This window comes from Hahella sp. HNIBRBA332 (assembly GCF_030719035.1).
Lineage (GTDB): Bacteria > Pseudomonadota > Gammaproteobacteria > Pseudomonadales > Oleiphilaceae > Hahella.
Map to the genome: position 1 here is coordinate 3,127,005 of NZ_CP132203.1, position 24,059 is coordinate 3,151,063.

A 24,059-nucleotide genomic window follows, 5' to 3' on the forward strand; every position below is an offset into this window, starting at 1 on the left:
AAACGACACATGTTTTACCAAACTGCCAACGGAGCCCAATCATTATGGATATAGCCAGAACAGGAATCATTTTAAACACGGAAAACTACAACGCCTGCGTGGCTTTCTATCGGGATCTGTTTAGCCTTGAAGTCCAATTTCAAGAGCAACGCGGCGACTTCCAAATGACCTGTTTTCGCTACGGCGGCGCTTACTTATTAGTGGAGACCGGCGGCAGCGCTCACGCCGGAACCCCGGAAAACCTGATACACCAGCGCCCCGCTAAACTAAGGTTCAATGTGAGCAATCTGGAGCAAGCATTGGAAGAAGTGCGCGCCTTTGGCATAACGGCGGAGATTGAGCGATACGCCTGGGGATCCGTCATCAATATCCAGGACCCGGGCGGTAACCGGGTCGGCATTAGAGATGAAGCAACGTTTTTAGATCAATTAACGGAATACGCTAAAAACCGTTAGTCCCATCAGCTCTGAGCGATGGAACAGGTTTGCCCCGATGTAGCCGCGCTCCGTCGTTGCGTCAGAACCGCCTGCGCGATGCCGGAGCACATGATCAGACCACAACCGGCCATCTGCAAAGGGCTCAACGCCTGATCAAACAAAGCCCAGCCAAATGTCACCACAGCGATGGGCTCCAGATACGCCAGCGTGCCGAAAGTGGCGGAAGGCAGTTCACGCAAGGCGATAACCGCAAACAAAATAGCAAGGAATCCGGGTAACAGACCCGCAGCCAACAGCCAGCCCCACTGCGCCGGCGCAATCACTTCCTGTTGCTGCAGCATCAATGGCGCCATACACAGCGCGCCGATCAGCATTTGATACCAGCTTCTTGCATAAACATGCACATGCGCAGGCGTGGCGCGATTGATAATAATAAAGCCCGCATAGCACAGCATGGCCAGCCCGGCGTAGGACATCCCCAAAGCGTCCTGGGAGCCGCCGAACTCAAGACGAAACTCCATCATCATTGCAAAGCCGAAAAGCGCAGTAAGAATCAGACCTATCGCGCTGGCGCTGAGTTTCTCTGATAAAAACAGGTGCGCGAATACGGAGGCGACCACTGGAGCCAGATAGATGGTCATAATGGCGTTGGCCATGCTGGTATGCTCCATGGCCTGGATATAAAACACAATAAATCCCGCCAGAAAACCGCCGTTGATCAGCACCCGCCAGGAAGGCCAACACCACAACAGATTCGCTTTACGGATGACCAGCAGATACCCCAGCATCATCGCCGCGCCAAAAAACAAGCGATAAAAAGTCACGGTTTCCGCGCCCAACTGCGCGTATTTGGCGATAACGCCAATCGTCCCCATAAACACCGCCGACAACGCCGCCATCACCAAAAATGGCGTAGCGCTGCCTGAGGACGGCTGTATCTGCTTCATCTGATTTCCTTGACTGCAAAGGTGAAAACGTAAGAGCGAAAGTCCATTAATTCATGACAATTGGAACAGGCCGTCATTGAGACTGACGAGAAGAGAGGCTCAATCTTCGCTGAGCTGCGCTCTCACCTCTTCCAGGATGCGGCCCAGCATGTTCTGGCCGCTGCCGTCGCCGCCATCGCCCCAGTAGTCGTCATTGTCCGTGTGTTCGACGATTTTGGCGGAACCGGTGCTGAGCAGGCGTTCGCGCAAGGCTTCGTGTTGGGTGAATTTGGCGAGAATGGCCTCGCGCATGATGTTGAGCTTGATGGTCTCCCAATCATTGCGCAGCTTTCTTTTGCGGTCGCGGCCTTTACGCGCGGCTTCCAGCGGAGACTTGGCTTTGCGAATATCGCTGCGGTCTTTTTCTTCTTCGAATTTCATGGCCTGGAAATAATGCTCGCTGCTGGGCCACACTTTTCCTTTGAGCTTGATCGGGTATTGGGCGAAATTGGAAAACTCTCCAAATTCATCATTTACGCTATAAAACTTAATCACTTCCACGTTTGTACAGGCCCGTCGTCAATTATTTTGCGGCGCTCACAGCCATCTCCATCAACACAGTCTGACGGATGACCGCAACAGCGGACAACTCATTTTCCGTTACAGAATTTTGGCGAAGAAGGCTCACGAGACGAAGCAAATTAACGCAAGCGACGCTTCCGCGCAATGAGGGGCGAGGAAAAACGCCGTCCACGGGAGTGAACGGCGCTTTAAAGGCGAATAACAGGGCTTAGTCAGCGGAGGTCAGTTTCCAACGCGCGCTGAACCAGCCGGGTTGAACCGGCCCTGCCTCGGGCGTCCCGTTTTCAATATGCAGATACTGGTTCGGTCGCCAGCGGTTGCGGATGCGCACCCAGTCAGTCTGTCCTTCCACCGGCTCCAGCTTCCACTGCGCGCTATGCCACCCGCTCTCAATGGCGCCCGCCTGCAAGCCGCCATCTTCAACATTCATGCAGGCCTGCGCGCGCCAGCGGTTACAGATTCGCACATAATCGTCCTCGCCAACTGCTTTGATATCCCATTGGGCGCTCCACCAGCCTTGTTCAACGGCTCCGCTTTCCAGACCACCGTTTTCCATATGCAAAAACTGATCGGCGCGCCAATAGTTCTGCATTCGATAACGGCCACCGACTTCGCCGGGGAACGGCACTTTATGGATACGGTTGGCGGACATCGCCGCAGACCGCTCTCGCCACAGCCGAGCCATATCCTGTGAGTGCGAAGTGCCCAGCACATTGCCTTCGTCGTCCATCACCAAAGGAGATGAGTAGTAGCTCAGGTCATTGCCGCACTGCGCAGTTCCCCGGCCTTGCCTGACGCTATACCCATAGTTGTATCCCGTGTCGCCTTCGGACTTGCAGTGCATCCCACCAACATTGTGGCCGACTTCATGGCGGTAGGCGCCGGGCCAGGGCGCGCCAATCACCACAATGTCTCCTGGCGCATAACCCCAGCCTCCCGCGCTTCCAGGCGCATCCGTCGGCCGTTGCACCAAACCAATAAGATCCGGCGCATAGCGCGCGATATCGTCCTTGAACCACTCTTTGCCGTCCCGTAGCACGGAAGTCACCACGCCGGGGTTCTGCGGCGACACGCCGACTCCCACCAGCCTCAGGTATACCCCTTCTATCTGGCTGTTATTGAGCGCTTCATTCACCGACTCCACGTATATTTGCGCTTCGGTGTTGATATTGCCGACGTCCTGAGCCGCCTGCTCGGAGAATCCGATGAATACGTCAATGACATAACGTCCTGAGGCGTCTTTCTCTCCTGCCGCCTCTTGATTGAAGCGCCTCATAAAGCTCGTGTCTGGATTCTTCAGAATACGATCGTCCATTTTCGGCGGTTGAATTTTTCGCCAGAAAACGTTTTCATTTGCATCCGAAGACGACTGCAGACGAAATTGACCAGAGCCCGTTTCCAGATAGCCCGACATTTCCTGCTTGTCGTGATCCAAAGTGATGATAAAACTGCTGTAGTCCATGAAGTCCGCCAGAGCAGGATCATCCACCTGTGCGCGAATAACCTCGACGCCATTGACCTTCGATCGGGACTTTACGGTATAAAACAAGGTGCGCCCGTCATCGAGATGGATTTCTCCACTCTCGTTTTGGGCGAATTGCAGATACTCTTCCTGGGCTGACAGGGGTTGCCCTTGTACAGCCGCGCTGAACAAACATAAGGCGGCGAATGACGACGTGAAAAACCTCTTTTTACGCATAGCGATATCCTTATTGTCATAGTTGAGTTTCAAGGCCTCGCGCCAGTGCGCCCTTCACTCCCTCAGGTTCGCCCGACGCAATAGGTACAGCGGCCTCAGCGTCGTTTTATGCGGAACGCAGCAACTATGCCGCGACAGCTTCACACAATGAAAACGTTTTCAATATTACTCCAAAAATTAGCGCGACTGTATAACCATCGCGCCGCATTTTGTGAGTGACTGCAAAAATCGTTACGTTGCGCGCAGACTCGACTTAACGTAAGCGGGTCAGTCTTTGCCGAACCACTCCACTTCTTCTTCATACAGGTAGGATCCGGCCTCCTCCTCAGTGAAACCTTTGCGCTCCTTGAAAAACTCAACCTCTTTGCGACTCTGAGGACCGCCGCCAACGCGAATCAGGCAGTCGATATAATCGATAAACGCTTCAGATTCATCGCCAAAATCCTGGCCAACCAGAATCTGCTTATCACATGGAAATATACCGCTACGTACTTTCAACGCTCTTCTCGCGGAGATCCCCACGGTCGTGAGCCCCATGCGCACCGCCAGTTCATAGGCCAGTTTGGGCACGCCGGCGTTAGTCAGTCCGCTGACAATTTCCACCTCACTCTTATCCTTGCCGTCGACCCAGGTCTTGATAGAGCGCTCCAGGATTTCGCTGGCCGCTTGCTGGTCGAACCAGCGCTTACTGAATCCCACTACCCCGATTTTCATTTTATTGTTCTCCACACAGCTTAATTTGTTCGATGTTCGTCATTAGCCCTGGCTTGTCCGCTTCGCGCAGAGCTACTGGAAAGGCCGCTCTTATAAGCTTCGAAACGGCGTTTATTGTCGCGTGGCGCATTGTAGTGATCCCATAGCCAGGATACAAAGGCAAAGTGGTATGCGGCGCCAGGCCATAAAACCCACAACGAAAATGATGAAAAGGCGGCGTGGCGCAATAAGTTGGATAGAATTCGAGCAACGAGTGGCTATTTAACTACCCTGACCGTCTCCATTCAGCCTCCATCGAGCCTGAAAGCCATGGAATGTTAGAAAGTTAGACCGCAGACGCTTACAATGTGCGGCCAAATCAATAGCCGAGTCTTTTCACGCCTGATAGTGCGCCATTTTCATTTCGCGCCACGCGCATTCGGCTATCTTATTTCTTACAGACAAAGCATCAGTAAAATCAGAGGCGAACGAGCATGTTGCTATACATCTACGTCGATGGAACAGACTTGGAAGACATTGCCGGAGATGTTTCTTCAGCGATCGAAAGTTGGGTAAAAGAATCCACTCTGGACCTCACGTTTGTCGATAACCGTCAAATCGACCCGGAAGCCTCTGAAGACATGGATCTGGATGATCCTTCAGACTGGCGTATTGGCGTCAACCTGAGCGTCCGCAACAAGAAACAGCTTAAAGAGCCGCTGGATGGCCTTTACAAAATCGCCAAGCGCCTAAAGTGTGAATTCGTCATCGGCATCATCGACGAGAAGACCGGCGAGCAAGAAGACGTCTGTTATTTCGGCTTTGAAGAAGGCCAGCCGGATATGTTTGAGGTGGGGAATTACTTGGGGATTTAATTATCCCGCGTAGAGAGCCAGCACACCTCGCCCATATCTAAAGCGCCCAATAATTGAACGTCGGGCGTTTTTATTTGCACAGCGATGTATTAAATAGCCTGTTTAACCACTCAATCGCCGCAGGCTCCTCACCACAGTCATAGACAAATTCCTGCCCTCTGTAGACAGACTGCAGGGACACATAGTCATCGCAAATCTCGCCCCATCGAGTGGGGTTTGTATGATAGGAAAGCGCTGCTTTCTTGTCAGGCGGAAAGAAAAAACGCGGGAGTTTCCATGATGATCGTGAGGAGACGTTCGCCTGGGTGAGTTGTAGTATGTCCTCAAAACGAGGAAAACAGCCTCCACCAGGAAATGCCGTTTCTTTGCCGCCGATACTCAGCTTTTCGGAGGCGACATAAATCGTATTGCCGGAATGCTTAAAATTCTCAGCGGCCAATATATGTGGGTGATCGCTAAGCCAGGGCCTGTTACGTACAACCTCCTCAGTATCCTCACCGATCTGAAGAATTTCGCCAATTTGAAGCCAGCCAAATAGAACGTGAAGATCGGCGCTGCCTTCCGCAAATCGCCATCCCTTTTCGGTATTGGCAATCCTTCTAAACCATCCAAAGAAAAGAAACAGATCGCCACAGGCCACTTTTTGATTACGCAAATGAGATTGGGCCGCGCTCACTTGCCCAAATGAGGAACGCCATCCCTCTTTTCTGGTCATATATGTGGCGCATAGATCCGGGTCTATGTGAACCGTCGTCTCAGCCTTGATTCTGCGATCTGAGAGGTCTTCAAGAATACTGCCGATATAGACGCCCTCAATATTGAGCATGCCAAGATTCTGATAGTCGGCGTCCGTTGGGATCGGTAGTGAAATCATGCGGCCATCAGGCATGATCAGGCTAGGCATTCCTCCAGCGGATGAGTCGAATCCCTTTCTGCTAAGTATCAGTCGCATCTCACCAATCCTTTCGGTAGTTATTTCCCACTTTTCTACTCATGAATTAAAAGAGTAGATTAGCGAGGGGCGTATGCAAGCGTTTATTCCAAACCGAAATACCCCATGCACACGCCCACTACGCTAAAGGCGAGTTATACCGCGTGCGACAACTTCCCAGGAATCGCCCGCGCTTCAGGATGTTCCGCCAGCGGCACGAAGGCATGTCTGGAACCGTCGTATGCCTCGATGCCGCCGGATTCAATGTCGTAGAACCAGCCGTGCATGGTGAGACGGCCTTCCTGCAGCGCCAGACGTACAGACGGATGTGTCTGCAAGTTCGCCAGCTGGGCGATGACATTCTCTCGCACCATATCTTCGATCTTCGCCCGCTCATCGGCGTGCTTACGCGCCTGATTCACCACTTTGGCGGAGTCCGCATAGCGCAACCAGTGAGCGACTGCCGGCATGTGGTCGATACACTGGCAAGTAGCGACCGCCGTCATGGCGCCGCAGTTGGAATGCCCACACACGACGATGTCCGCCACCCGCAACGCCGCCACGGCGTATTCCACCGAGGCCGACACCCCGCCAGGCTCCGGTCCATACGGAGGCACAATATTCCCCGCATTACGAATGACGAAAAGATCCCCTGGCTCTCTCTGGGTAACCAATTCCGGAACCAGACGACTGTCGGAACAGGAAATAAACAGAGTACGCGGCTGCTGCTGAGTGGCGAGATCTTTGAACAACTCCTTACGCTCAGGAAATGCTTCGCGCTGGAACTTCAGAAAGCCTTCGATGATATCTTTCACTCGGATCTCCTAATCAACTCTATGGCTTATAAATCAGCGTGAATTAATAATCCAAAACGACCTTTCATAATACCCTCCATAGGTAGCATTAAATCACTTGGCCCCCGAAAATGCTTAGTGCTCAACGTGATCTAAAAGTGCTTCTCTGAAGTCGGGCTTAAAAAGCGATATCCCAGGATATATCGATGTTCAAACACCCTAGCTTGCGCATTATCTCCGCCGTCAGCTTTGGACCTCCCCGGCTGTTGGTATGGTAATAGCAATAGATTTCAATGGAGCATGTCTTTCTTAATACAGATAACGCCATCCCCCGGTATTCCACTGCATCAACCACGGCGCTCACGTGTTCCAAAGGATTAGTCGAGTCCAGCCGCCCTTTGGTGGACCAAAGCCACATATGACGCTGCCGAGACTGATCATCCAAAGCCTCAGAATCACGGAGCAGCACTTCTGTTGCTTCCGTCTTCAGCATGCGGCTTATCACATCAGGTGGATGTACCTCTGAAAGAATACGGAGTTCTGAGTAGGTTTTTATACAAGCCATGATGATATCGCCCATACCTGAGTGGATTTATTGGTGAAATAACCAGAGTAGCCCGTCAGGGCTGAAACTATGCATGATCGCGGGTTATGCTTTGACTTACAATTTCCCCTATTTCTATTTAAAAACACAATCGGGTTCTATTATGTTTGAACGATCAGGCGTCAACTGGAATGGGTATGTCAGCGGCTCCTGCCCAGTCCAAGGTTGCGGTATTGTTGACAACTATCCATGGTACTTCAGAGCGCGCGGCGATTCATGGTCAATGGAGATTGCAGAGGATCAGAGCATTGACTGTGAGTGCCTGCCGTTAGTAGGACATTGGCCGGGCTGGCTTATAGAAGAATCGTGGGGGGAGTGGCCTGATGCTGGCCATATGGAGGCGGCTGTAGCATGGGAGCTAATAGAAAGGGTCTTTGAGCAATTCAGAAACAATGAGCTTCCCTATTTTGCTGGCGAGCAGACTGACTAACAGGCTCATTTTTAGGCTCTCTCTCTTGCCCCGTTCATACAAAGGAGCACACCGGGCCGATCATAACCAGACTTTCTTTTAGCAGAAAACCAGCTACGCGTGAGACATGGTAGATGCCTCAACCCGGCTCACCGAACACACTTTAATTGCCCGCGTAGTTTACTAAACTGAATATGCGCGACGCCTGTAAAAATTTAATCCATCTTCCCCAGGATGCACTTCGGTAGAAATGCTATGAAAGCTCTTTCGGTATTAGGGTTCTGGTTCTGCGCAACAGCCTCCGCCTACGCCGCTTCAGATACGCGGGAGGTGCTGAGAATCGGAGCGAACGATGAGATCGCACAATTGTATGCGCCTTATCAAAGGTTCGTTGAAGCCGCTTTTCGGGACACCCCTTGGAGAATCGAGTGGGTGAACCTTCCTTTGGCGCGCTCAATACGCGCCGCCGATGAAGGCAGTATTGACGGTGATTTCATAAGAATTAAAGAGGTGACGGAGATTTACAGTCATTTGGTGGCCATACCCTGGCCACTGAATCGCCAGCGCTTTTATCTATATATACCGACCTCATTGGACTGCCCCGACACGCAGAACATAGACCAATTAGTAGTCGGAAAATTATTAGGGATCTCCGCGTACGATCACTTTCCTGAAAACATCAAGAGAAACATGGTCTTTTCCCCCAACCTGGAGTCTTACGTGAATATGGCGATGGCGCACCGCATAGACGGCATCGCCATCACCGATGATCACTATAAAAAGATCAAAAGGAAATTCGACGTTGATTTCAAGAAATGCAACGACCACATGCTATATGAAGCCGTTACTTATATGATGCTAAATATTAAGCACAAAGAAAAAATTCCTCAGATAGTAAAGGCTTTTTCAAAACATGTAGCGCTTCTTCCGGCTGAAGATCGAATACACTGAAGCTATCTTTATAAAGTATTCATCGCATTTATTCTTGCGCCAAATATATCCATCTTCCCACTACATACATACCGACTGAGCCCAGTGCTGTTCAGTAATAATCACAATAGGAACGCCGCTCTCCCGATACGTCATAGCCTTCTCAATTTTCCGCCCAAAGTTTTCATGGACCCAGCTATCCTTCACATAGGTTCCTATCACCAGATAATCCAGTGATTTCGTGACGTTCTTGGCGATCTTGCCTCCACGCGCCACAGTCGCTTCCTCACACTGCTCCCGCGTTCCAAGCGCACAAGTTCCGCTAAAAAGGAAAGACCGTCCCTGAAAGGTAATGGGCGGCATGGGCTCGATGATAGGCAGACGGGTTGCCTTGGCGACCTCCCCCAGATAAGACTCATCTCCCGAGATTCTTCTCAGAACACTTAGCAGCTCAGAGGACTCTTCACTATCCAATACACCGTCTTCCAACATAACGCTAACTCTATCCAACAAATTAACGATAAGTGGATTATCGGAAGCACACCTGCTCTGCACCAACCAGGTTTGCAGAAACTCCGCTTCCGCCTGATCGACTCTTCCATCAGCGACAATGCCTTTGCTCAGACCGATCAGTGTATCTATTTGCCTGTCCTTAATTTTATTTAGATTGAATTCGGTGAAAATATCCATAAATATTCCCTCTCTAAAATGATTGAAACTTAAGGCGCGAATATTTTTTTAAACTGAAAAACGGCCATACGCCAATGGATAATATTCAGATTATCCCCTGCACTCGCGATAGTAGTATTCTATCTATCGTAAAGACAAAATATGTCGCCACAAACCAAAAAGAGTAGAGTTGCGCTTTTTTCTAACTCAAAGAGGAAGCCCTATACCCTGGCACCATCAATTCATGTCCAGTCAGATCACTAGGGCGTGTTGACGTTTCGTCATAGGTGATAGATAGGCGCAAACTCGTCATATTGCGGTTCCCACACCAACAACAAGACGAGTTTGCGATGCCCCGATTGATGCTCAGTGACGAGCTTTGGTCGAAGCTGAAAGAGATCATGCTGCAAGAGCGAATCTATAACAAGCCCACACTACGAATGATGGTGGAAGGCATGTTGTACCGAATGCGGACGGGGTGTCCCTGGCGAGACTTGCCAGGGCAGTTTGGCGACTGGAATTCGGTGTTCAAAAAATTCAATTCCTGGTCTGCCCAAGGCAAGTGGTTGAGGATCTTCCGGGGCTTGATCCGCGAGCCGGATTTGGAATGGGAGTTTATTGATGGCAGCTATGTGAAGGCCCATCAGCACAGCGCAGGAGCCTGCACGGAAGAGTCTCAGGCGATTGGTAAGAGTCGGGCGGGCAATACCACGAAAGTGCATCTGGCCGTGGATGCCTATGGTCTTCCTGTGGAATTTGAGATCACAGGAGGCGAAGTCAATGACTGTACGGCAGCGGCGGAGTTGATTGAAAAGCTTCCCTTGTCAGAAGCGGTTGTCGGAGACAAAGGCTACGACAGTGAACGAGTGCGGGCACAGATCGAAAGGAAGGGAGCCAGGGCCGTGATACCGAGAAAGCGAAACTCTGTCAAAGGCAATGACGATATGGATTGGGGTTTATACAAGTGTCGCCATTTGGTGGAGAACGCCTTCGCCCGACTCAAGCAGTACCGGGCCATCGCGACGAGGTATGACAAGTTGAAGAGGAACTATGAAAGTATGGTAGCCATGGCTTGTGGGTATTTATGGCTGCCGATGTGAAACGTCAACAGACCCTAGCTATTTGGTCAATAAAATTATCTGTTGCCTGACTGATAAACTCCGTAAGTAGCCAGTTATGTTGACTTGCAAAGTGTCTTCTCAGCCTTTTCGGGTCATAACGTGTAAGCTCACTTAGTCGGTGCATAGCAACAAATATCAGTGAAGGTGTTGGCCAATGCAATATTCCTTTAGAACGATCATTTCTCTTATAGTACCAGAGCCTTTGTTCGCCATGGATATACTTTATATCTCGTCTTATCTTATAGTGGTAAGACTGAAGCCTTTCAATATTCTTCTTCATCTCATAGCTGTTCGATTCATCCCAGCGGAAGCGCTTATTCCTCCTAATATAAAATCTATCCGAGTTAGACTTATCCAGCTCCCACCCACGCTGCCTGCCTATTACTTTATCAGTGCAATATTTAGCATCCACTATTTCTGCAGTAAACCAAGCCTCAGTCCCATCAACCTGCTTAACAAAATGTGGGTCTCGAATAGGTATAAATAGCTCTTTCGCTCTAACATATGTGCATGTATATGCTCTATGAACAAATGGCATATTATAAATAACATCCTTAAGGCATACTTTTACATTAAAAATATTAGAGCCATAATAATTGCTTAACGAGCAAAACACCCCACGCCCTTTTACACTAGAAACCTCATTCATTAGTGATGTTTTTGAACCAATTGACTCACCAGAAACACCATGAAGATCTGAATAGTCTATTTTCTTCTCCGAAAGCAGAGACTTGGTAGCATTAAGCATACAAAAATACGATGCAATAGTTTGAGATTCTTTAGGTAATACTCTAGTAGCATGATAAAAATTCTCTGCCTGCTGCCAATACAGTTGGGCTTCCTCTGAAGCATTACGTTTCAGCCAAAGTTCAACATAGTCAAACTTATCAGTTACCAATATTGTAGGAGCGTCGAAAGCTGGGTTAACTACAGCTTTATGAGGCCTTATTTTTGACTTATTTATCTCTATCACTCTATAAGCCATAGCGACCACCAAAAGATAGCAAACGATTACAATTATTCAAATTTGCGACATAAAAATAATCACAAAAAAACATCAAAACCGAGAGGCACCAACATATATGAAACCTCTCTTTTAATTACAATATAGAAGATAAATCCAGATAGAGAAAAAGAAACACTATTTATTTCTAATCAGCCTACAAGCCTATGCATCATCCACCTGTACAAAAAGCAGCAACCTCTTGAAAACTGGCGTTCGAATTCAATAATTTACCAGACGTTACTTCAATAACCAGAAAATGTGTTGAACTGCTTTTTGAATCCTGAAGAATCAAACTTCCATCGCAGATTTTAGGGGAAACAGCACGCCAGTTCGCTTCCACATCCCACTGTTTAAACAGCGAATAACAACTTCCTGTTCCTGTGGCGGCTTTTGTCAAAGGCGCAGGGCTGCACGCGATGAGATTTTCACCGGCGGAGATAATGATAGAGTCAGGTTTAAAAGTCAGACCAGAAGGCTTCCAGTCTGTTCCATCGAACTGAAACGCCTTTCCCTCTACATCCAGCACATACAGTTTTTGCTGGTACTCGAAAAACTGGCTTGCCATCGTTTCCAGTGGCCAGCTATTCACCCTCTCCAAATTACGGGATATAAACACAACGAAGGGAAAGTTTTCCCCTTTCCGATCAATTTTAAATCCCGCCAGATAGAGCCCTTCGTCTGTTTCAAACCCTGTGTAGGCGTTTTGCAGCTCTGTCTGGAGCGTTTGCCCCTGGTTAACGACAACGCCGTCATGCCTCCACGAGAAGACTGTTTGCGCGCAGACGGAAAATGGAAATGCCAGCAAGGACGCCAATACGAAAATACAGGGCCTTATCATGCGGCTTGCTCTCAATAGCATGGAGTTCAAAAACAAAGACATCTGTTACCTGTCTTTCACTTTCAAATTAGGCCAACATGAGAGTCCCGTCAGAAGAATCGCAACTGCCCCTAAGACATGCCATACAATACTATCCAGTCCCACTCTCAAAAAGGTATAAATAAGATAAACACCGACAAGCGCAACACCTATTTCCACGGCAAAAGTTACCCCAGGCATACGGTAAGACTTATTGTCGCAATGGCGGCACGTATATGGCTCAACCTTAATACCTCGCCCCTCAAGGGTATTAATCTTTTTACAGTGTGGGCGCCCAATCAAACCTGATATTCCCCAATGATTGGCTTTCCGAACAGGTAAACGGCAGGGCTCGTATGTTCACGGATGGATCGATTGCGGTTCAATAGGTAAGCACTCTCCTTGGACAAGCTTACTTTCCGCAAGAGAGATATGGCAGTTCGCGACGATTTCTTTTCCTTTCATTATGACCATGTCAGCGACATAGCTTATTTGATCGTCCATGGCTTTATATCCGGAAAACTCTATGAAGCTGAAGTCCGTTCTCGCATCAAGCGTTCGATAGCCGTTTAGCTTGATCTCACAGGCGTCAATGGACTGGATTACATCACTCCCACTTGCGCCCAGAAGTTCGAATCTCGGAAAAACGTTATCGATCTCTAACTCACCGTTTGTCAGGCGAACCTTATAGGTTTCCAGTTCGAATATTTTTTCTGGCTTATTCGCAGAGGCATCTTCAACCTCTGCGTTACCCATCACGCTCCCGCTTAAAAGCAGAATGAGAAAGCCGCCAAACCTGCATTTTCTCATTGCGAGGTTCCTGTTGGCTGATGACTATTGAAGACAAGTTTTCCAAAAGCGGACCATTCTTAGACTTCCCCACCCGCCGCAAACCCAGACGCCCAGGCCCATTGGAAGTTGTGGCCGCCCAGGTGGCCGGTGACATCGACGACTTCGCCGATGAAGTAGAGGTTGGGGATGTCTTTGGCGGCCATGGTTTTGGAGGAGAGGCAGTCGGTGTCGACGCCGCCTAGCGTGACTTCAGCGGTGCGGTAGCCTTCGGTGCCGTTGGGTTTGATTTTCCAGCTTTTCAAGGCGTCCGCGACTTCCTGCAGGCGTTGATTGGAGCATTGCTGGAAGGTTTCATTCCAGTTTTTCCATTCGGTGAATATCTGCGCCACGCGCTTGGGGAGTTTGGCGTTGAGGTAGGTTTCCAGGCGTTTATTGGGTGATTCCTGGCGCCAGGTTTTCAGTTCCGCCAGCACATCGTCGTCCGGTAACAGGTCGATAGTGAGTTCCTGGCCAGGTCTCCAGAAACTGGAGATTTGCAGCATGCTGGGGCCGCTGAGACCACGATGAGTGAACAGCATAGGCTCTTTGAAGGTCACGCCGTTAACGCTGACGGCGACCGGGCAACTGACGCCGGACAAAGGCGCGAAACGCTGCAAATCTTCCGGCTGCAACGTGAATGGCGCCAATCCCGCCCGGGTCGGCAATACCTTAAGACCAAACTGCTCCGCGATTTTATAGCCGAAGGGCGATGCGCCCAGTGTAGGAATCGACAACCCGCCGCTGGCGATCACCAATGACTCACATTGGATGGCCCCGCTTGAGGTCTGCAAACGAAAGTGGTCGCCTTCGCGCTCCACCGCATCGATACTGCATTGCAGACGAATTTCAGCGCCAGCCCAGTCGCATTCAGTCAGCAGCATGTTGAGAATATCTTTACTGCTCTCATTGCAAAATAACTGCCCAGGCGTTTTTTCATGATATTCAATGCCATGGCGCTCCACCCATTCCACAAAGTGCTGAGGGGTATAGCGTCTTAGCGCAGAGATGCAGTAATGGGGATTATTGGATAAATAATTGGCCGGAGTGGAGTTCAGGTGGGTGAAGTTGCAGCGCCCTCCCCCGGACATAAGAATTTTCTTGCCCGCTTTATTGGCGTGATCCAGCACCAGGACTTTTCTGCCGCGATACCCCGCGGTAATCGCGCACATCAAACCGGCGGCGCCGGCGCCAATGATGACCACATCTACTTTTTCAACCACGAAAGACTCCACACTGACTGTCTGCAAACCAGCGCATTGTAAGCCTCTCAAGAGCTGTCGACTAATTTATTTATGTAGTCTCAGCGAGGTCCGTATTGACGCAGAGAAGGCTGTCCGTCACGCCTATTGGCACAAGTAACGAATATCCGCCAACAAGGTGCGCTCGCTGTCCAGCACCGTACTGATGGTCTGGCACAGAAAACCGGAGTTCGTGTCGCGATATGGCCGCGAATTGATGACCCGCCTTTGCAACAGACGCTCGATCGCCAGCATCTGATAAAAATAAGGTCTGGCGGCCCAGTTCACCCCTTGATTGCCCATATGCTGTAACCATTCAGCGCCGTCCCAATCAAAGTTGGGCGTGATCTGAACCCCAGTATGGTCGCAGATATAAAAGCGCAGGAAACCTTCTGGCGGATGCGGTAGCGCGCCGAGGAAATCCTCGTTGCGCAGCACAGAGTCCTTGATATCGAGCACGCACTTTTCCATTTGATGGATGTAGTAAATATGCCGGCGCTCTTCCTCCACCTTGCGATGGATAAAGCTCTCCAACAACATACCGACTTTTGACTGCGGCGCGTCTGGCGCCAAAAAACGCTCCAGCGCAGGATTGAAGATGTAACCCTGAATGTAACGGGCGCCGCATTCCATGGCGAAGCGAAACTCGTCTTCCGTCTCCACGCCCTCGCAGATGATCTGGCTGCCCGCACGCTCCGCCAGGTAGCCGACGGACTGCACTACTTCGCCTGAAATACCCCCGCGCGCCGCGCGCTTGAACAGGCGCATATCCAGCTTAATGAGATCCGGCTCCAGAGAAATAATGCGGTTTAATTGCGAATATCCGGCGCCAAAGTCATCAATGGCGATGCGCAAACCCGCACGCCGATATTCAGCCACCTGCTCCACCAGCGCCGCCTCGTCGCCGCCATTCTCCGTGAACTCGACCACCACACGCTGCGGATCGATGCCAGCTTCATGAATCATGCGGATCGTGGGAACCTGCTCTTCCTCGCAGCTTTTACGCATCCATTCAGGGGAAATGTTGAGAGTGAGGAAGCAATCCGGAGGGAGGGTTTGAGCGGTTTCTAGCGCCTGCTTGCGCACCATGCGGTCAATATTCAATAACCGCCGTCGGTCAACGCCGGGATCAGAGAATAAGGGGCCAGCGGACATTACTGTACCGTCATCGCGCCGAATCCGCGCCAAGGCTTCATAACCGGCCACCATTCCCCGGTTAATATCGACGATAGGCTGAAAAAAAGGGAGGTACTGATTGCTTTCTGGTTGGACCCCGTCACAGGGTTTGTCCGAGTCTCCGTCAGGGATTCCATCCGGACCTGTCCGCAAACTCGATATGCGCTTCGCAACCGAATCCATTTTTACTCCGAAAGTAAAGAAGGAGGCCAGTAGTACAGCCGATTAGGTTAGGCCATTTGATCATAACCTACTGTAAAGGTTTGAATATTTAGGTGTACTTTAGTAACTGCCACGCTGTTTGGGCAATTTATACCGTGTAACAACCATATTGCAAGGCGACCCCTCGACTTCCTGAGAAAATGAACGCTATTTAATCCATCGACGCCCCATACATGAGTTCCACTCGCATTCCATCCGGTCGACGATCGATTTGCAGCGTCCAGGCCATGGCTTCCGCAATTTCCTGGCAGAGCTTGAGCCCTATGCGGTTACTTTCTTCACGTTCTGTTTCCTCAGAGGGTCCATCCACCTCTTCGTCAACGTTGAGAACGATCAGGCGGCTCTCACTCAGAGTCACGGTAACGGAACCCGCCGCAGTGTGCTGGAACGCATTGCGAATCAGATTAGCGGAGATAATAGTCCAGGGCGTGATCGCTATCGCCGTGACCAAGGTGTCCGGCGCATCCAGTGTGATTGAGACCTGTTTGCTATGCAGCAGGTAACGATGGAAGTCGATCTGCTCCCGGATCGCCGCCGCCAGATCCTCATCGCGGCGAGGCGCGCCTTCCCGCTGCTCCCGTCCCAGCCACAAAAGCGTTTCCGTCATGCTTTGCATGCCATAAGCGGCGCGTTCGATACGCGCCAGTGACGGCGTCAGTTCTTCCGGCGGGTTGCGGCGTTGCAGCAGCTCGACATTGTTGCGCACCACGGCGATGGGCGTGCGTAGTTCGTGACTGGCGTGACGCAAAAAGTCCTTCTCCCGTTGTAGGGCGGTGCGCAGCCGTGCGAAGGCGCTGTGCAGCTTCTCCGCGATATCTGAAAACTCCGCGAAGCCCATCTGCGGCGGTTTTTCCGTCAAGGTATCGAGGTTCAGGTTATGCGCCCAGTGCGCCAGTCGATCCACGCGTCGCCCCACGTATACCAAAAACAAATGAGTGAGAATGATAACGCCGAGGATCACCGCAAGCGCCAGAATGATCTGGCTCACGCGAATACGCCAGATCTGGTGACGCACATCATGCTGTAGCGCGCCCGGCGTAGGATGCCGGGTAATGTAGAGCCATTCGTCGTTCGACAGATGGAAAGGAAACAGAAAGTAGATATCCCCCGGGGCTTTCGGTTCCGACGCTTCATTGCGGAACAGGACTTCAAGATTGGCGGAAACCAGCTCTGACCGATCAAGCCGCGATTGATAGGGCTCAGGCACCGCGGACCAGTCCCGGTAGGACTGCACATATAAACCTGACGGCAACTCCGCCTCAGGATTGTTGGCGAGGCGCTGATCGTAGTCCTGGGCCAGAAAATACATCTCCACCGTCATCGCCTGCTCCAGGCCGCGCCCGAAATACTCTTTCAGCAACAGGGTGTAGATGATCACAATCAGGGTTGCGATCCCCAACAGGTAATAGCGAAAAACCCGTCTGACGGCGAACTCTTTAGCGAACGTCAAATCGCTTCCTCTCCATCGCGCTCCGCCTCACCGCAACGGACGCCTTGTCCCGGCACGGTATGAATCAGCGCGCTGGCGAAGGGCTTGTCCACCGCCATGCGCAATTTGTACAAATGCACTTTGAATGCATTGCTGTCCGGCGGCGAATCCGGCCATAACAGCTGTTCCAGATCGCTCTTGCTCACCACGCCCGGGCTGTGCCGCATCAGCTTTTCCAACAACTGCCAGCCTGTAGGCGTCAGCGTCAACGCTTTGCCCTCGCGCCGCACCTGCCGCTGGTCCAGATCCATCTGCAACGGCCCTACTGTAAGCAAACGCGCCTGACCGCTACGGCGGCGGGACAACGCCTGCAAACGCACAATCAACTCCGCAAAGGCGAACGGCTTCACCAGATAATCATCCGTGCCGGCGCGAAAGCCTTCCACCTTGTCGTCCAGAGTGTCTCGCGCGGTGAGCATAAGCACCGGGGTATCCACGCCTTCTTCTCTCAGTTTGCGACACATGGCCAGCCCGTTCATACGCGGCATATTGATATCCAGCAGCATCACGTCGTAGGCGTTGGCCCGCGCAAGATTATAGCCCGCCACGCCATTGGCGGCGTGGTCGCAACTCATGTTCTCCAGCGCCAGATAATCCAGCACGGTGGTGGCCAGATCGATATCGTCCTCCACCAGCAGCACTCGCAAATGGCCGCTCATAGTCTTTTTCCCATCATCAAACCGCTTCATCAGGCGCGCCCAAAACCGCGTCAGCCGCGCTTTTCCCGTCCGTCTCACGGCGTCGCCCGCCAACCAGACTGCGTAGATCCTCACTGATAGCCAGCAATACCGGGATCAACACCAAAGTGATGACCGTTGCGAAAAGTATACCGTATCCCAGCGCCACTGCCGCCGGGATGAGGAATTGCGCCTGCACGGACGTTTCATAAATCAATGGGGCCAGCCCTACGAAAGTGGTGCTGGATGTCAGCAAGATGGCGCGCAAGCGACTGGCGCAGGCGTGCTTTACCGCTTCTTTGACCGCCATGCCGCCCTGGCGCGCTTCATTAAATTCCGCCACGATCAGCAAGCTGTCGTTCACTACCACGCCCGATAGCGCCAACACACCGAACAGAGACAGCAGACTCATGGAGATGCCCACCATCCAATGTCCCAGAATCGCTCCGACCACGCCGAACGGAATAGCGGTCATGATGATCAACGGTTGCCCGTATGAGCGTAATGGAATCGCCAGTAGCGCATAGATGCCGAATAACACCAGGGCGAACGCTTTGATGAAAGAGGCGCTGGTTTCCGCCTGCTCCGTCGCCTCGCCGCCGAAACTGACCGTCAACCCTGGGTAATCCAGCTGCAGTTTGCGCAGCTCGCCATTCTGCAACGCCGTGAGGATTTCCTGCGGCGACGTGATGTTTTTGTCTACATCCGCCGTCACCACCGCCACTTGTTTGCGATCCACCCGGGTGATTTCGTTAGCGACGTAGGAAGACTCTAGTTTCGCCACGCTCAGCAGCGGCAACACGCGTCCATCATCGGTGCGCACGCGGGCGTTGACCAGGTCGTCCACATGGCTGCGGTCACCGGAGGGATAACGAATCTTCACTTTCACTTCGTCTTTGCCACGTTGAAAGCTCTGCGCTTCGTAACCCTGAAAGTTCTGTTGCACCTGGGCGGACAGCTGCGCCGTGGTCAGTCCCAGCGCGCGCCCGGAGTCGGTCAGTGACAGCGTAATCTGCGGCTGACCAATCTTGAGGGTGCTCTCCATATTCTCCACCCCGGCGTACTCCTGCAGCGCGGCGATCAGTCTGTCGTTGGCCAGGGTCAGGGTTTGGTTGTCATTGGAAGCCAGCTCAACGCGCAGGTCTTCCGGGCCATCAAACGCGGTGATGAACTTCACTGCCCGCGCGCCTTCCACTGCGCCGACCTTCTTCTGCCACAAGGCCGCCACTTCGTCGATAGTCAAAGCGCGCTGGTTCTGCTCCGCCAGTTCGGCGGTGATGGACACGTCGGTTTCCGACGCCACTCTGACTTGCAGGTTGGCGATAATCGGCGCTTCCATCTGCTTCGATTCGATCAACTCGGCGTTCAGGTCCTGCGCCGCTTGCTCAATACGCAACGCCTCGCGCTGGGTCAAACCGTATCCGACATCATCCTGCATGGTCAGTTGCACATTGATGACATCCCCTGGAACATTGGGGAAGAACACGAAGCGCACCGCGCCGGAAGGTATCAGCCCCGCCACCACGATAAACAACGCCAGCATCGCCGCCAGCGTGGCGTAACGGTATTCCAAAAGTACATGCAAGGCGCGGCGATAGTAGCGATGGGTGAAGTGCTCCAGACCCAGCCGTACCTTCTCCTGCATCGCCTCCAGCCAGCGCGCGGCGAAGTGCTTGCGCCCCTGCTGCGCCCTTTCCCGCACATGGGCCAAGTGAGCCGGCAGGATCAGCTTGGATTCGATCAAAGAAAACACCAGACAAAAGATCACCACAATACCGAACTGGGCGAACAGCTGCCCCATCTTGCCTTCCACCAATTGCAGTCCGGCGAACGCCACGATGGTCGTCAACACGCCAAAGGTGGCGGGAACCAGCACGCGCTGCACGCCGCGGATGGTGCTGGCCACATTGGCGCCGCGCTGGCTTTGCTCGGTATGAATGCTTTCGCCGATCACCACGGCGTCATCCACCACGATTCCCAACGCCATAATAAAACCAAACGTGGTGAGCGAATTAATGGTCATGGCGGACAAACCATCCCCCATCAAAAATACCGCGCCGGCAATGGAAATCGGAATGCCTGCGGCGACCCATAGGGCCACACGGAAGTTCAAAAACAACGCCAGCAGCACCAGCACCAGCAGAATGCCTTGCAGGCTGTTCTTGTACATCAGATTCAAACGATCGGCGATGGCGCTGCTTTTGTCATACCAGGTGGCGCTGGAAACGCCTTGCGGCAGGGTTTCACGAAATGCTTCGGTAATCTGCTCCGCCCGCTCCGAGACTTTCATAATGTCGGAATCGCCGATCATCTCCACTTTCAGCGCGATAGAGGGCTCACCGTTGAAACGGGACAGCACCGGCGTATCGTCATAAGCGTCATTGACCTCGGCGATATCTCCCAAAGTGACGCGTGCGCCGTTGGTCAGTTCTTTCACTACGATACTTTCGAAGTCGCGGCGGCGGTATTTCTGGTCGTCTGCTTTGATGACCAGGTAGCCATCCGCGCTCCGCAATTCACCGCCGCTGCGAATCAACGACGATCCGTTGATCGCATCGGACACTTCCGCCAAGGTCATACCGTAAGATTGCAGACGGCTTTCGCTGACCTCCACCGTAATTTCCGGCGTGCGGTCGCCATAGGTAGTCACGCGTTTGATTTCAGAATCAGCGAGCAATTCATCCCTTAATTGGTCCGCCAAATCCTGCAATACATCCTGGTCCGCATCGCCATAGAGTTGGGCCCAGATCGCATGATCCACACGCTCCGCCTGGCTGATGACGGGCTTCTCCGCCGCCTCCGGCAGGTTCTTGATGGCGTCCACGCGGATTTTGACATCCTGATTGAGCTTATCGAGGTCGTAGTCGCTCTCTTTCTCAATAGTCACTGTCACCGATGAGGTGGAGGACTTACTGGTGATCTGCTTGATGCCCTGCACGCTTTGCAGAGCTTCTTCGATCTTGATGGCGACGCCCTCTTCCGCCGCTTTGGCGGAGCCGCTGGAATAGCTGACGCTGACAGTGACTTCATCTGGCGGAAAGGAAGGAAAACCTTCCTTGCGCAGTTCAAAGGCGGTCACCACGCCAGCCAACAGGATCACCGCCATCAACAAGTTGGCGGCGACGGGATTGCGCACGAACCAGGCGACCCAACCTCCGCCGGAATTGAATTGTTTGGAACTCATTGCGCCGTCTCCCGCACAGGATGAACCTGCGCGCCCGGCGCGTAGCCCGCCAAGGGATTACGCACCACCGCCAGGGTCGCGGCGCTTTCCGCTTTCACGTAGATGGAATCGTCGCCAGTGAACAGAATGTCCGGCGTTTCTCTCACCAACTTGTCGTGCTGATCCACGTACCACAGATAGCCGCCGGCGGTCACCGCAGACGCAGGCACTTTCAACACGTTGTCCATATCCGCGCCGCGAATCTCCGCTTCAACAAACGAGCCAGGCAGCAACGCTGTTTCTTGCTGCAACGGCTGCTTGACCTCCACCAACAGCCCCCGCAAACGCGTGGAGGCGTCGATATAATTGTCCAGCCCCACCACCTGAGCGCTCCAGGCGGCGCCATCCGCTTCGATGGAGCGCAGGGTGACGGTGTCAGGCAAGTCCTGCTGCAATAGCCCCCATTGTTGCTGGGTCAGGGACAGGCGCACCTGTACTGCTTCCACGGAATACAACGTTCCAGCTTCCGCGCCCACGTTGACATAATCCCCCAAGGCAACGCTACGGCTGACCACCACGCCATCGAAAGGCGCAATGACCCGGGTGCGCGCCAGATTTTTACTCGCCTGCTCCACCGCCGCTTGAGCGGCTTCAAGCCTGGCTTTGGCGCTGGCCAGTTGCGGTTTATGCAAGGTCAGATCTGACGCCGGCGTTTTAATGCCGGAGCGACGCCAGTCTCTTTCCGCCTGCTCGGCCTCGCGCTGCTCCTGCTGCAACGCGTAATCGGCTTCGGCGAGCGTCTGCCTGGCGCTGGCGAGCGCTGCGCGATAATCGGTGGCGTCGATAACGAACAGTAATTCCCCTTTGGTGACGTGCGCTCCTGCGGTGAATACCTTTCCCACTTCAGTCACTTTGCCGGCCACATCCGCTTTTAGCTTCAGCTCATATTCCGGCGTCGCTTCCCCGTTCAACCTGAGCTGGTAGGGATAAGCGCCAGGGGTGCTTTCAATCACCGTCACCGCCGGCAGACTTTGATGCTTTTCACTCTGCATTGGCGCCGGCTTGTTGTTGATGGCGTAGGCAGTCGCCCACAACGCCAGCGGAATCGTCGTCAGCCCCAGCAGAGACACCCAGACCTTTCTGCGTCGGCGAGCTTTGGCGTCAGAATTTGCAGCGCTGCGCGCCGTATCTTCAGTGGAGGGTTTTACGATGGCGTTCATAGTGTCAGTCCAAGGGCCAGGCCCAGTGTAATTCGGTTGCTCATACGGTCGCGGCGCGTTTCCAGCAGCTGGGTCTGGGCGTCGAACAGGCTGCGCTGCGCCTGCAGAAGATCAGTGATGTCGGCCAGCCCCTGGGAGTACAACTCCTGGTAATGACTAAGACTGGATTCGGCGTGCTCCCTGGCGCTTTGATAGTGAGTCTGCTGCGCACTCAAACGACGCTCGCTTTCCAAAGCGCTTTCCACTTCATTGAGGGCGTTCAGCAGGGTTTCCCGATAGCTCCACCAGGCCCGCTCCGCCACACTGGCCTGGGCATCCGCGTTGGCTTTAATTTGTCCGCCGTTAAACAAAGGCGCCGTCATTGAGCCAAGCAGGCTCCAGGCCGGACTTTGTCGGAACAGGTCACTCACGCGCTCGCCGCTGTCGGATAAGGAGGCGGACAGGGAAAATCCAGGCAGCAGGTTCTTGTGGGCTGCGCTGGCGCGAGCGTCTTCCGCCAGAATTCGACGGTAGGCGGCCTTCAGATCGGGGCGCGCGCCGATCACCTGCATAGGCGTGTCCGCCTGGGGCAACATCACCTCCGGCAAGATTTCCGCGGTTTGACTCGACGTTTGCGGCAGTCTTCCCAACAGCACATTCAGCGTGCGCAGACGGTCGTGATAGGTTTGGCTCAATTGTTCCAGTTGAGCTTTGGCGTTGGCGGTGGATAAACGCGCCGCATCCAGATCGGCGAGATCGCCAAGTCCGCTCTGAAACCGCTCCAGGATGGTGGTTTCGGTGAGTTGCAGGCTGTCCATACGCGCCTGCTGAATAGCCAGCCGGCTCTTATCAGCGGACAAAGCAATCCAGGTTTGCATTACCTGCGCCGCCAGGGAGGCTTTAGCGGCGTTCAAGTCTTCTTCCGCGGCGGCATAGTCTTCGCGCGCAGCGTTGCTTTGATCGCTGAGGCGCCCCCAGATATCCAGTTCCCAGGACAAGTTCAGGCCGGCCGAGTATGTGCTGTGGGCGTCCACCTCGTCGCTTCCTGAGCGCTCGCCCTTGGCGCTGGCGGACACTTCGGGTATGCGGGAAGCGTTCTGCGCCGTCAGGCTGAACCCGCTTTCACGCAAGCGCAGCGCCGTCTGACGCAAGTCAGGATTGGCCTGCATGGCCTCTTGCAACAGGCCTTGTAATTGCGCGTCGGCAATCAGGTCTGTCAGGCTCTCCAGCGCGACGCCCTCACCCAGCGCCTGATCCCAGGCGGCGGGCGTCTCCATTTTTTCCAGGTTGCTTGCCTGCTTAACCGGCGTCAAACTGCAGGCGGTCAACGACAGCAGCAGCGCAGGAATAATGCATCGTTTAAATTGAAGTACTACGGACAATTTCGTCGACCCCGATATGATTGATACGACAATGGCGACATCCTATCGGGAAACGGGTTAACGGCCGGTTAACGCTGGCGTGGATACCGCAGAAATAGCGGATGCGCCGCCATAGCCGATCAGATTCATCGTTGCAGCGACTGATCAAGC

Annotated in this window: 23 protein-coding genes; 5 read left to right on the forward strand and 18 right to left on the reverse strand. The window is 53.0% G+C overall.

The annotated features are described in order from the left end of the window. The first annotated feature begins 44 nt into the window (after positions 1-44). Entirely contained in the window at positions 45-455 is a 411-nt protein-coding gene (locus O5O45_RS13800) for a VOC family protein (protein WP_305905790.1), read from the forward strand. 5 nt (positions 456-460) lie between these two features. On the opposite strand, the gene O5O45_RS13805 is transcribed toward O5O45_RS13800, so the two are convergent. The 4 genes from O5O45_RS13805 to O5O45_RS13820 all read right to left on the reverse strand — a co-directional run bounded on the left by O5O45_RS13805 (position 461) and on the right by O5O45_RS13820 (position 4,358). Next, positions 461-1,384 (reverse strand): DMT family transporter, encoded by a 924-nt coding sequence (locus O5O45_RS13805; protein ID WP_305905791.1) that lies wholly within the window; start codon positions 1,382-1,384, stop codon positions 461-463. A 99-nt stretch (positions 1,385-1,483) separates the two neighbouring features. Continuing rightward, positions 1,484-1,924: an NADAR family protein gene (locus tag O5O45_RS13810; protein ID WP_305905792.1), complete on the reverse strand. Its 441-nt coding sequence runs from the start codon at positions 1,922-1,924 to the stop codon at positions 1,484-1,486. Positions 1,925-2,153: 229 nt separating this feature from the next. Further along, positions 2,154-3,644, reverse strand: coding sequence for a hypothetical protein (locus O5O45_RS13815; protein WP_305905793.1), 1,491 nt, complete (start codon positions 3,642-3,644; stop codon positions 2,154-2,156). 267 nt (positions 3,645-3,911) lie between these two features. Further along, positions 3,912-4,358: a hypothetical protein gene (locus tag O5O45_RS13820; RefSeq protein WP_305905794.1), complete on the reverse strand. Its 447-nt coding sequence runs from the start codon at positions 4,356-4,358 to the stop codon at positions 3,912-3,914. 473 nt (positions 4,359-4,831) lie between these two features. Here O5O45_RS13820 and O5O45_RS13825 point away from each other — a divergent pair, with 473 nt between their 5' ends. Continuing rightward, on the forward strand, positions 4,832-5,212 hold the full coding sequence (locus O5O45_RS13825) for a hypothetical protein (RefSeq protein ID WP_305905795.1): 381 nt from the start codon (positions 4,832-4,834) through the stop codon (positions 5,210-5,212). A 70-nt stretch (positions 5,213-5,282) separates the two neighbouring features. Here O5O45_RS13825 and O5O45_RS13830 read toward each other — a convergent pair whose 3' ends face one another. The 3 genes from O5O45_RS13830 to O5O45_RS13840 form a co-directional block, all read right to left on the reverse strand. Further along, positions 5,283-6,164: an Nmad3 family putative nucleotide modification protein gene (locus O5O45_RS13830; RefSeq protein WP_305905796.1), complete on the reverse strand. Its 882-nt coding sequence runs from the start codon at positions 6,162-6,164 to the stop codon at positions 5,283-5,285. Positions 6,165-6,298: 134 nt separating this feature from the next. Next, a complete protein-coding gene (locus tag O5O45_RS13835) occupies positions 6,299-6,958 on the reverse strand; it encodes a carbonic anhydrase (protein WP_127971732.1) in 660 nt (219 codons plus the stop codon). Between the two features lie 157 nt (positions 6,959-7,115). After that, positions 7,116-7,502: a DUF4279 domain-containing protein gene (locus O5O45_RS13840; RefSeq protein ID WP_305905797.1), complete on the reverse strand. Its 387-nt coding sequence runs from the start codon at positions 7,500-7,502 to the stop codon at positions 7,116-7,118. A 73-nt stretch (positions 7,503-7,575) separates the two neighbouring features. On the opposite strand from O5O45_RS13840, the gene O5O45_RS13845 reads away from it, so the two are divergent. Together O5O45_RS13845 and O5O45_RS13850 are read left to right on the forward strand one after the other, a co-directional pair. Then, positions 7,576-7,971, forward strand: a complete 396-nt coding sequence (locus O5O45_RS13845) for a hypothetical protein (protein WP_305905798.1) — start codon at positions 7,576-7,578, stop codon at positions 7,969-7,971. A 234-nt stretch (positions 7,972-8,205) separates the two neighbouring features. Next, complete coding sequence (locus O5O45_RS13850; protein ID WP_305905799.1) at positions 8,206-8,901, forward strand: hypothetical protein; 696 nt, start codon at positions 8,206-8,208, stop codon at positions 8,899-8,901. Positions 8,902-8,961: 60 nt separating this feature from the next. Here O5O45_RS13850 and O5O45_RS13855 read toward each other — a convergent pair whose 3' ends face one another. After that, a complete protein-coding gene (locus tag O5O45_RS13855; RefSeq protein ID WP_305905800.1) occupies positions 8,962-9,570 on the reverse strand; it encodes a BRCT domain-containing protein in 609 nt (202 codons plus the stop codon). Positions 9,571-9,899: 329 nt separating this feature from the next. Between O5O45_RS13855 and O5O45_RS13860 the strand changes: the two genes are divergently transcribed. After that, positions 9,900-10,649, forward strand: coding sequence for an IS5 family transposase (locus tag O5O45_RS13860; protein WP_305902294.1), 750 nt, complete (start codon positions 9,900-9,902; stop codon positions 10,647-10,649). A 4-nt stretch (positions 10,650-10,653) separates the two neighbouring features. Here O5O45_RS13860 and O5O45_RS13865 read toward each other — a convergent pair whose 3' ends face one another. From O5O45_RS13865 to O5O45_RS13910, 10 genes are all read right to left on the reverse strand, one after another. Then, positions 10,654-11,655 (reverse strand): YaaC family protein, encoded by a 1,002-nt coding sequence (locus tag O5O45_RS13865; RefSeq protein ID WP_305905801.1) that lies wholly within the window; start codon positions 11,653-11,655, stop codon positions 10,654-10,656. A gap of 190 nt (positions 11,656-11,845) precedes the next feature. Next, on the reverse strand, positions 11,846-12,556 hold the full coding sequence (locus tag O5O45_RS13870) for a hypothetical protein (RefSeq protein WP_305905802.1): 711 nt from the start codon (positions 12,554-12,556) through the stop codon (positions 11,846-11,848). 336 nt (positions 12,557-12,892) lie between these two features. Beyond that, positions 12,893-13,342 carry a hypothetical protein gene (locus O5O45_RS13875; RefSeq protein ID WP_305905803.1) on the reverse strand — a complete coding sequence of 150 codons (450 nt, stop codon included), beginning with the start codon at positions 13,340-13,342 and terminating at the stop codon, positions 12,893-12,895. 59 nt (positions 13,343-13,401) lie between these two features. Beyond that, the gene (locus O5O45_RS13880) at positions 13,402-14,583 is read right to left on the reverse strand and encodes a BaiN/RdsA family NAD(P)/FAD-dependent oxidoreductase (protein ID WP_305905804.1); all 1,182 of its coding nucleotides are present in this window, start codon (positions 14,581-14,583) and stop codon (positions 13,402-13,404) included. A 123-nt stretch (positions 14,584-14,706) separates the two neighbouring features. Beyond that, the gene (locus O5O45_RS13885; RefSeq protein ID WP_305905805.1) at positions 14,707-15,960 is read right to left on the reverse strand and encodes an EAL domain-containing protein; all 1,254 of its coding nucleotides are present in this window, start codon (positions 15,958-15,960) and stop codon (positions 14,707-14,709) included. A gap of 190 nt (positions 15,961-16,150) precedes the next feature. Then, positions 16,151-17,449 carry a sensor histidine kinase gene (locus tag O5O45_RS13890; RefSeq protein ID WP_305905806.1) on the reverse strand — a complete coding sequence of 433 codons (1,299 nt, stop codon included), beginning with the start codon at positions 17,447-17,449 and terminating at the stop codon, positions 16,151-16,153. Beyond that, positions 17,446-18,147 carry a response regulator transcription factor gene (locus tag O5O45_RS13895; RefSeq protein WP_305905807.1) on the reverse strand — a complete coding sequence of 234 codons (702 nt, stop codon included), beginning with the start codon at positions 18,145-18,147 and terminating at the stop codon, positions 17,446-17,448. Before O5O45_RS13895 ends, O5O45_RS13890 begins: the two co-directional genes overlap by 4 nt. Before the next feature lie 16 nt (positions 18,148-18,163). Then, positions 18,164-21,349 carry an efflux RND transporter permease subunit gene (locus tag O5O45_RS13900; protein WP_305905808.1) on the reverse strand — a complete coding sequence of 1,062 codons (3,186 nt, stop codon included), beginning with the start codon at positions 21,347-21,349 and terminating at the stop codon, positions 18,164-18,166. Further along, positions 21,346-22,548 (reverse strand): efflux RND transporter periplasmic adaptor subunit, encoded by a 1,203-nt coding sequence (locus O5O45_RS13905; RefSeq protein ID WP_305905809.1) that lies wholly within the window; start codon positions 22,546-22,548, stop codon positions 21,346-21,348. The genes O5O45_RS13900 and O5O45_RS13905 overlap by 4 nt, the downstream gene beginning before the upstream one ends. Then, positions 22,545-23,909 carry a TolC family protein gene (locus tag O5O45_RS13910; protein WP_305905810.1) on the reverse strand — a complete coding sequence of 455 codons (1,365 nt, stop codon included), beginning with the start codon at positions 23,907-23,909 and terminating at the stop codon, positions 22,545-22,547. Before O5O45_RS13910 ends, O5O45_RS13905 begins: the two co-directional genes overlap by 4 nt. Positions 23,910-24,059 lie beyond the last annotated feature (150 nt).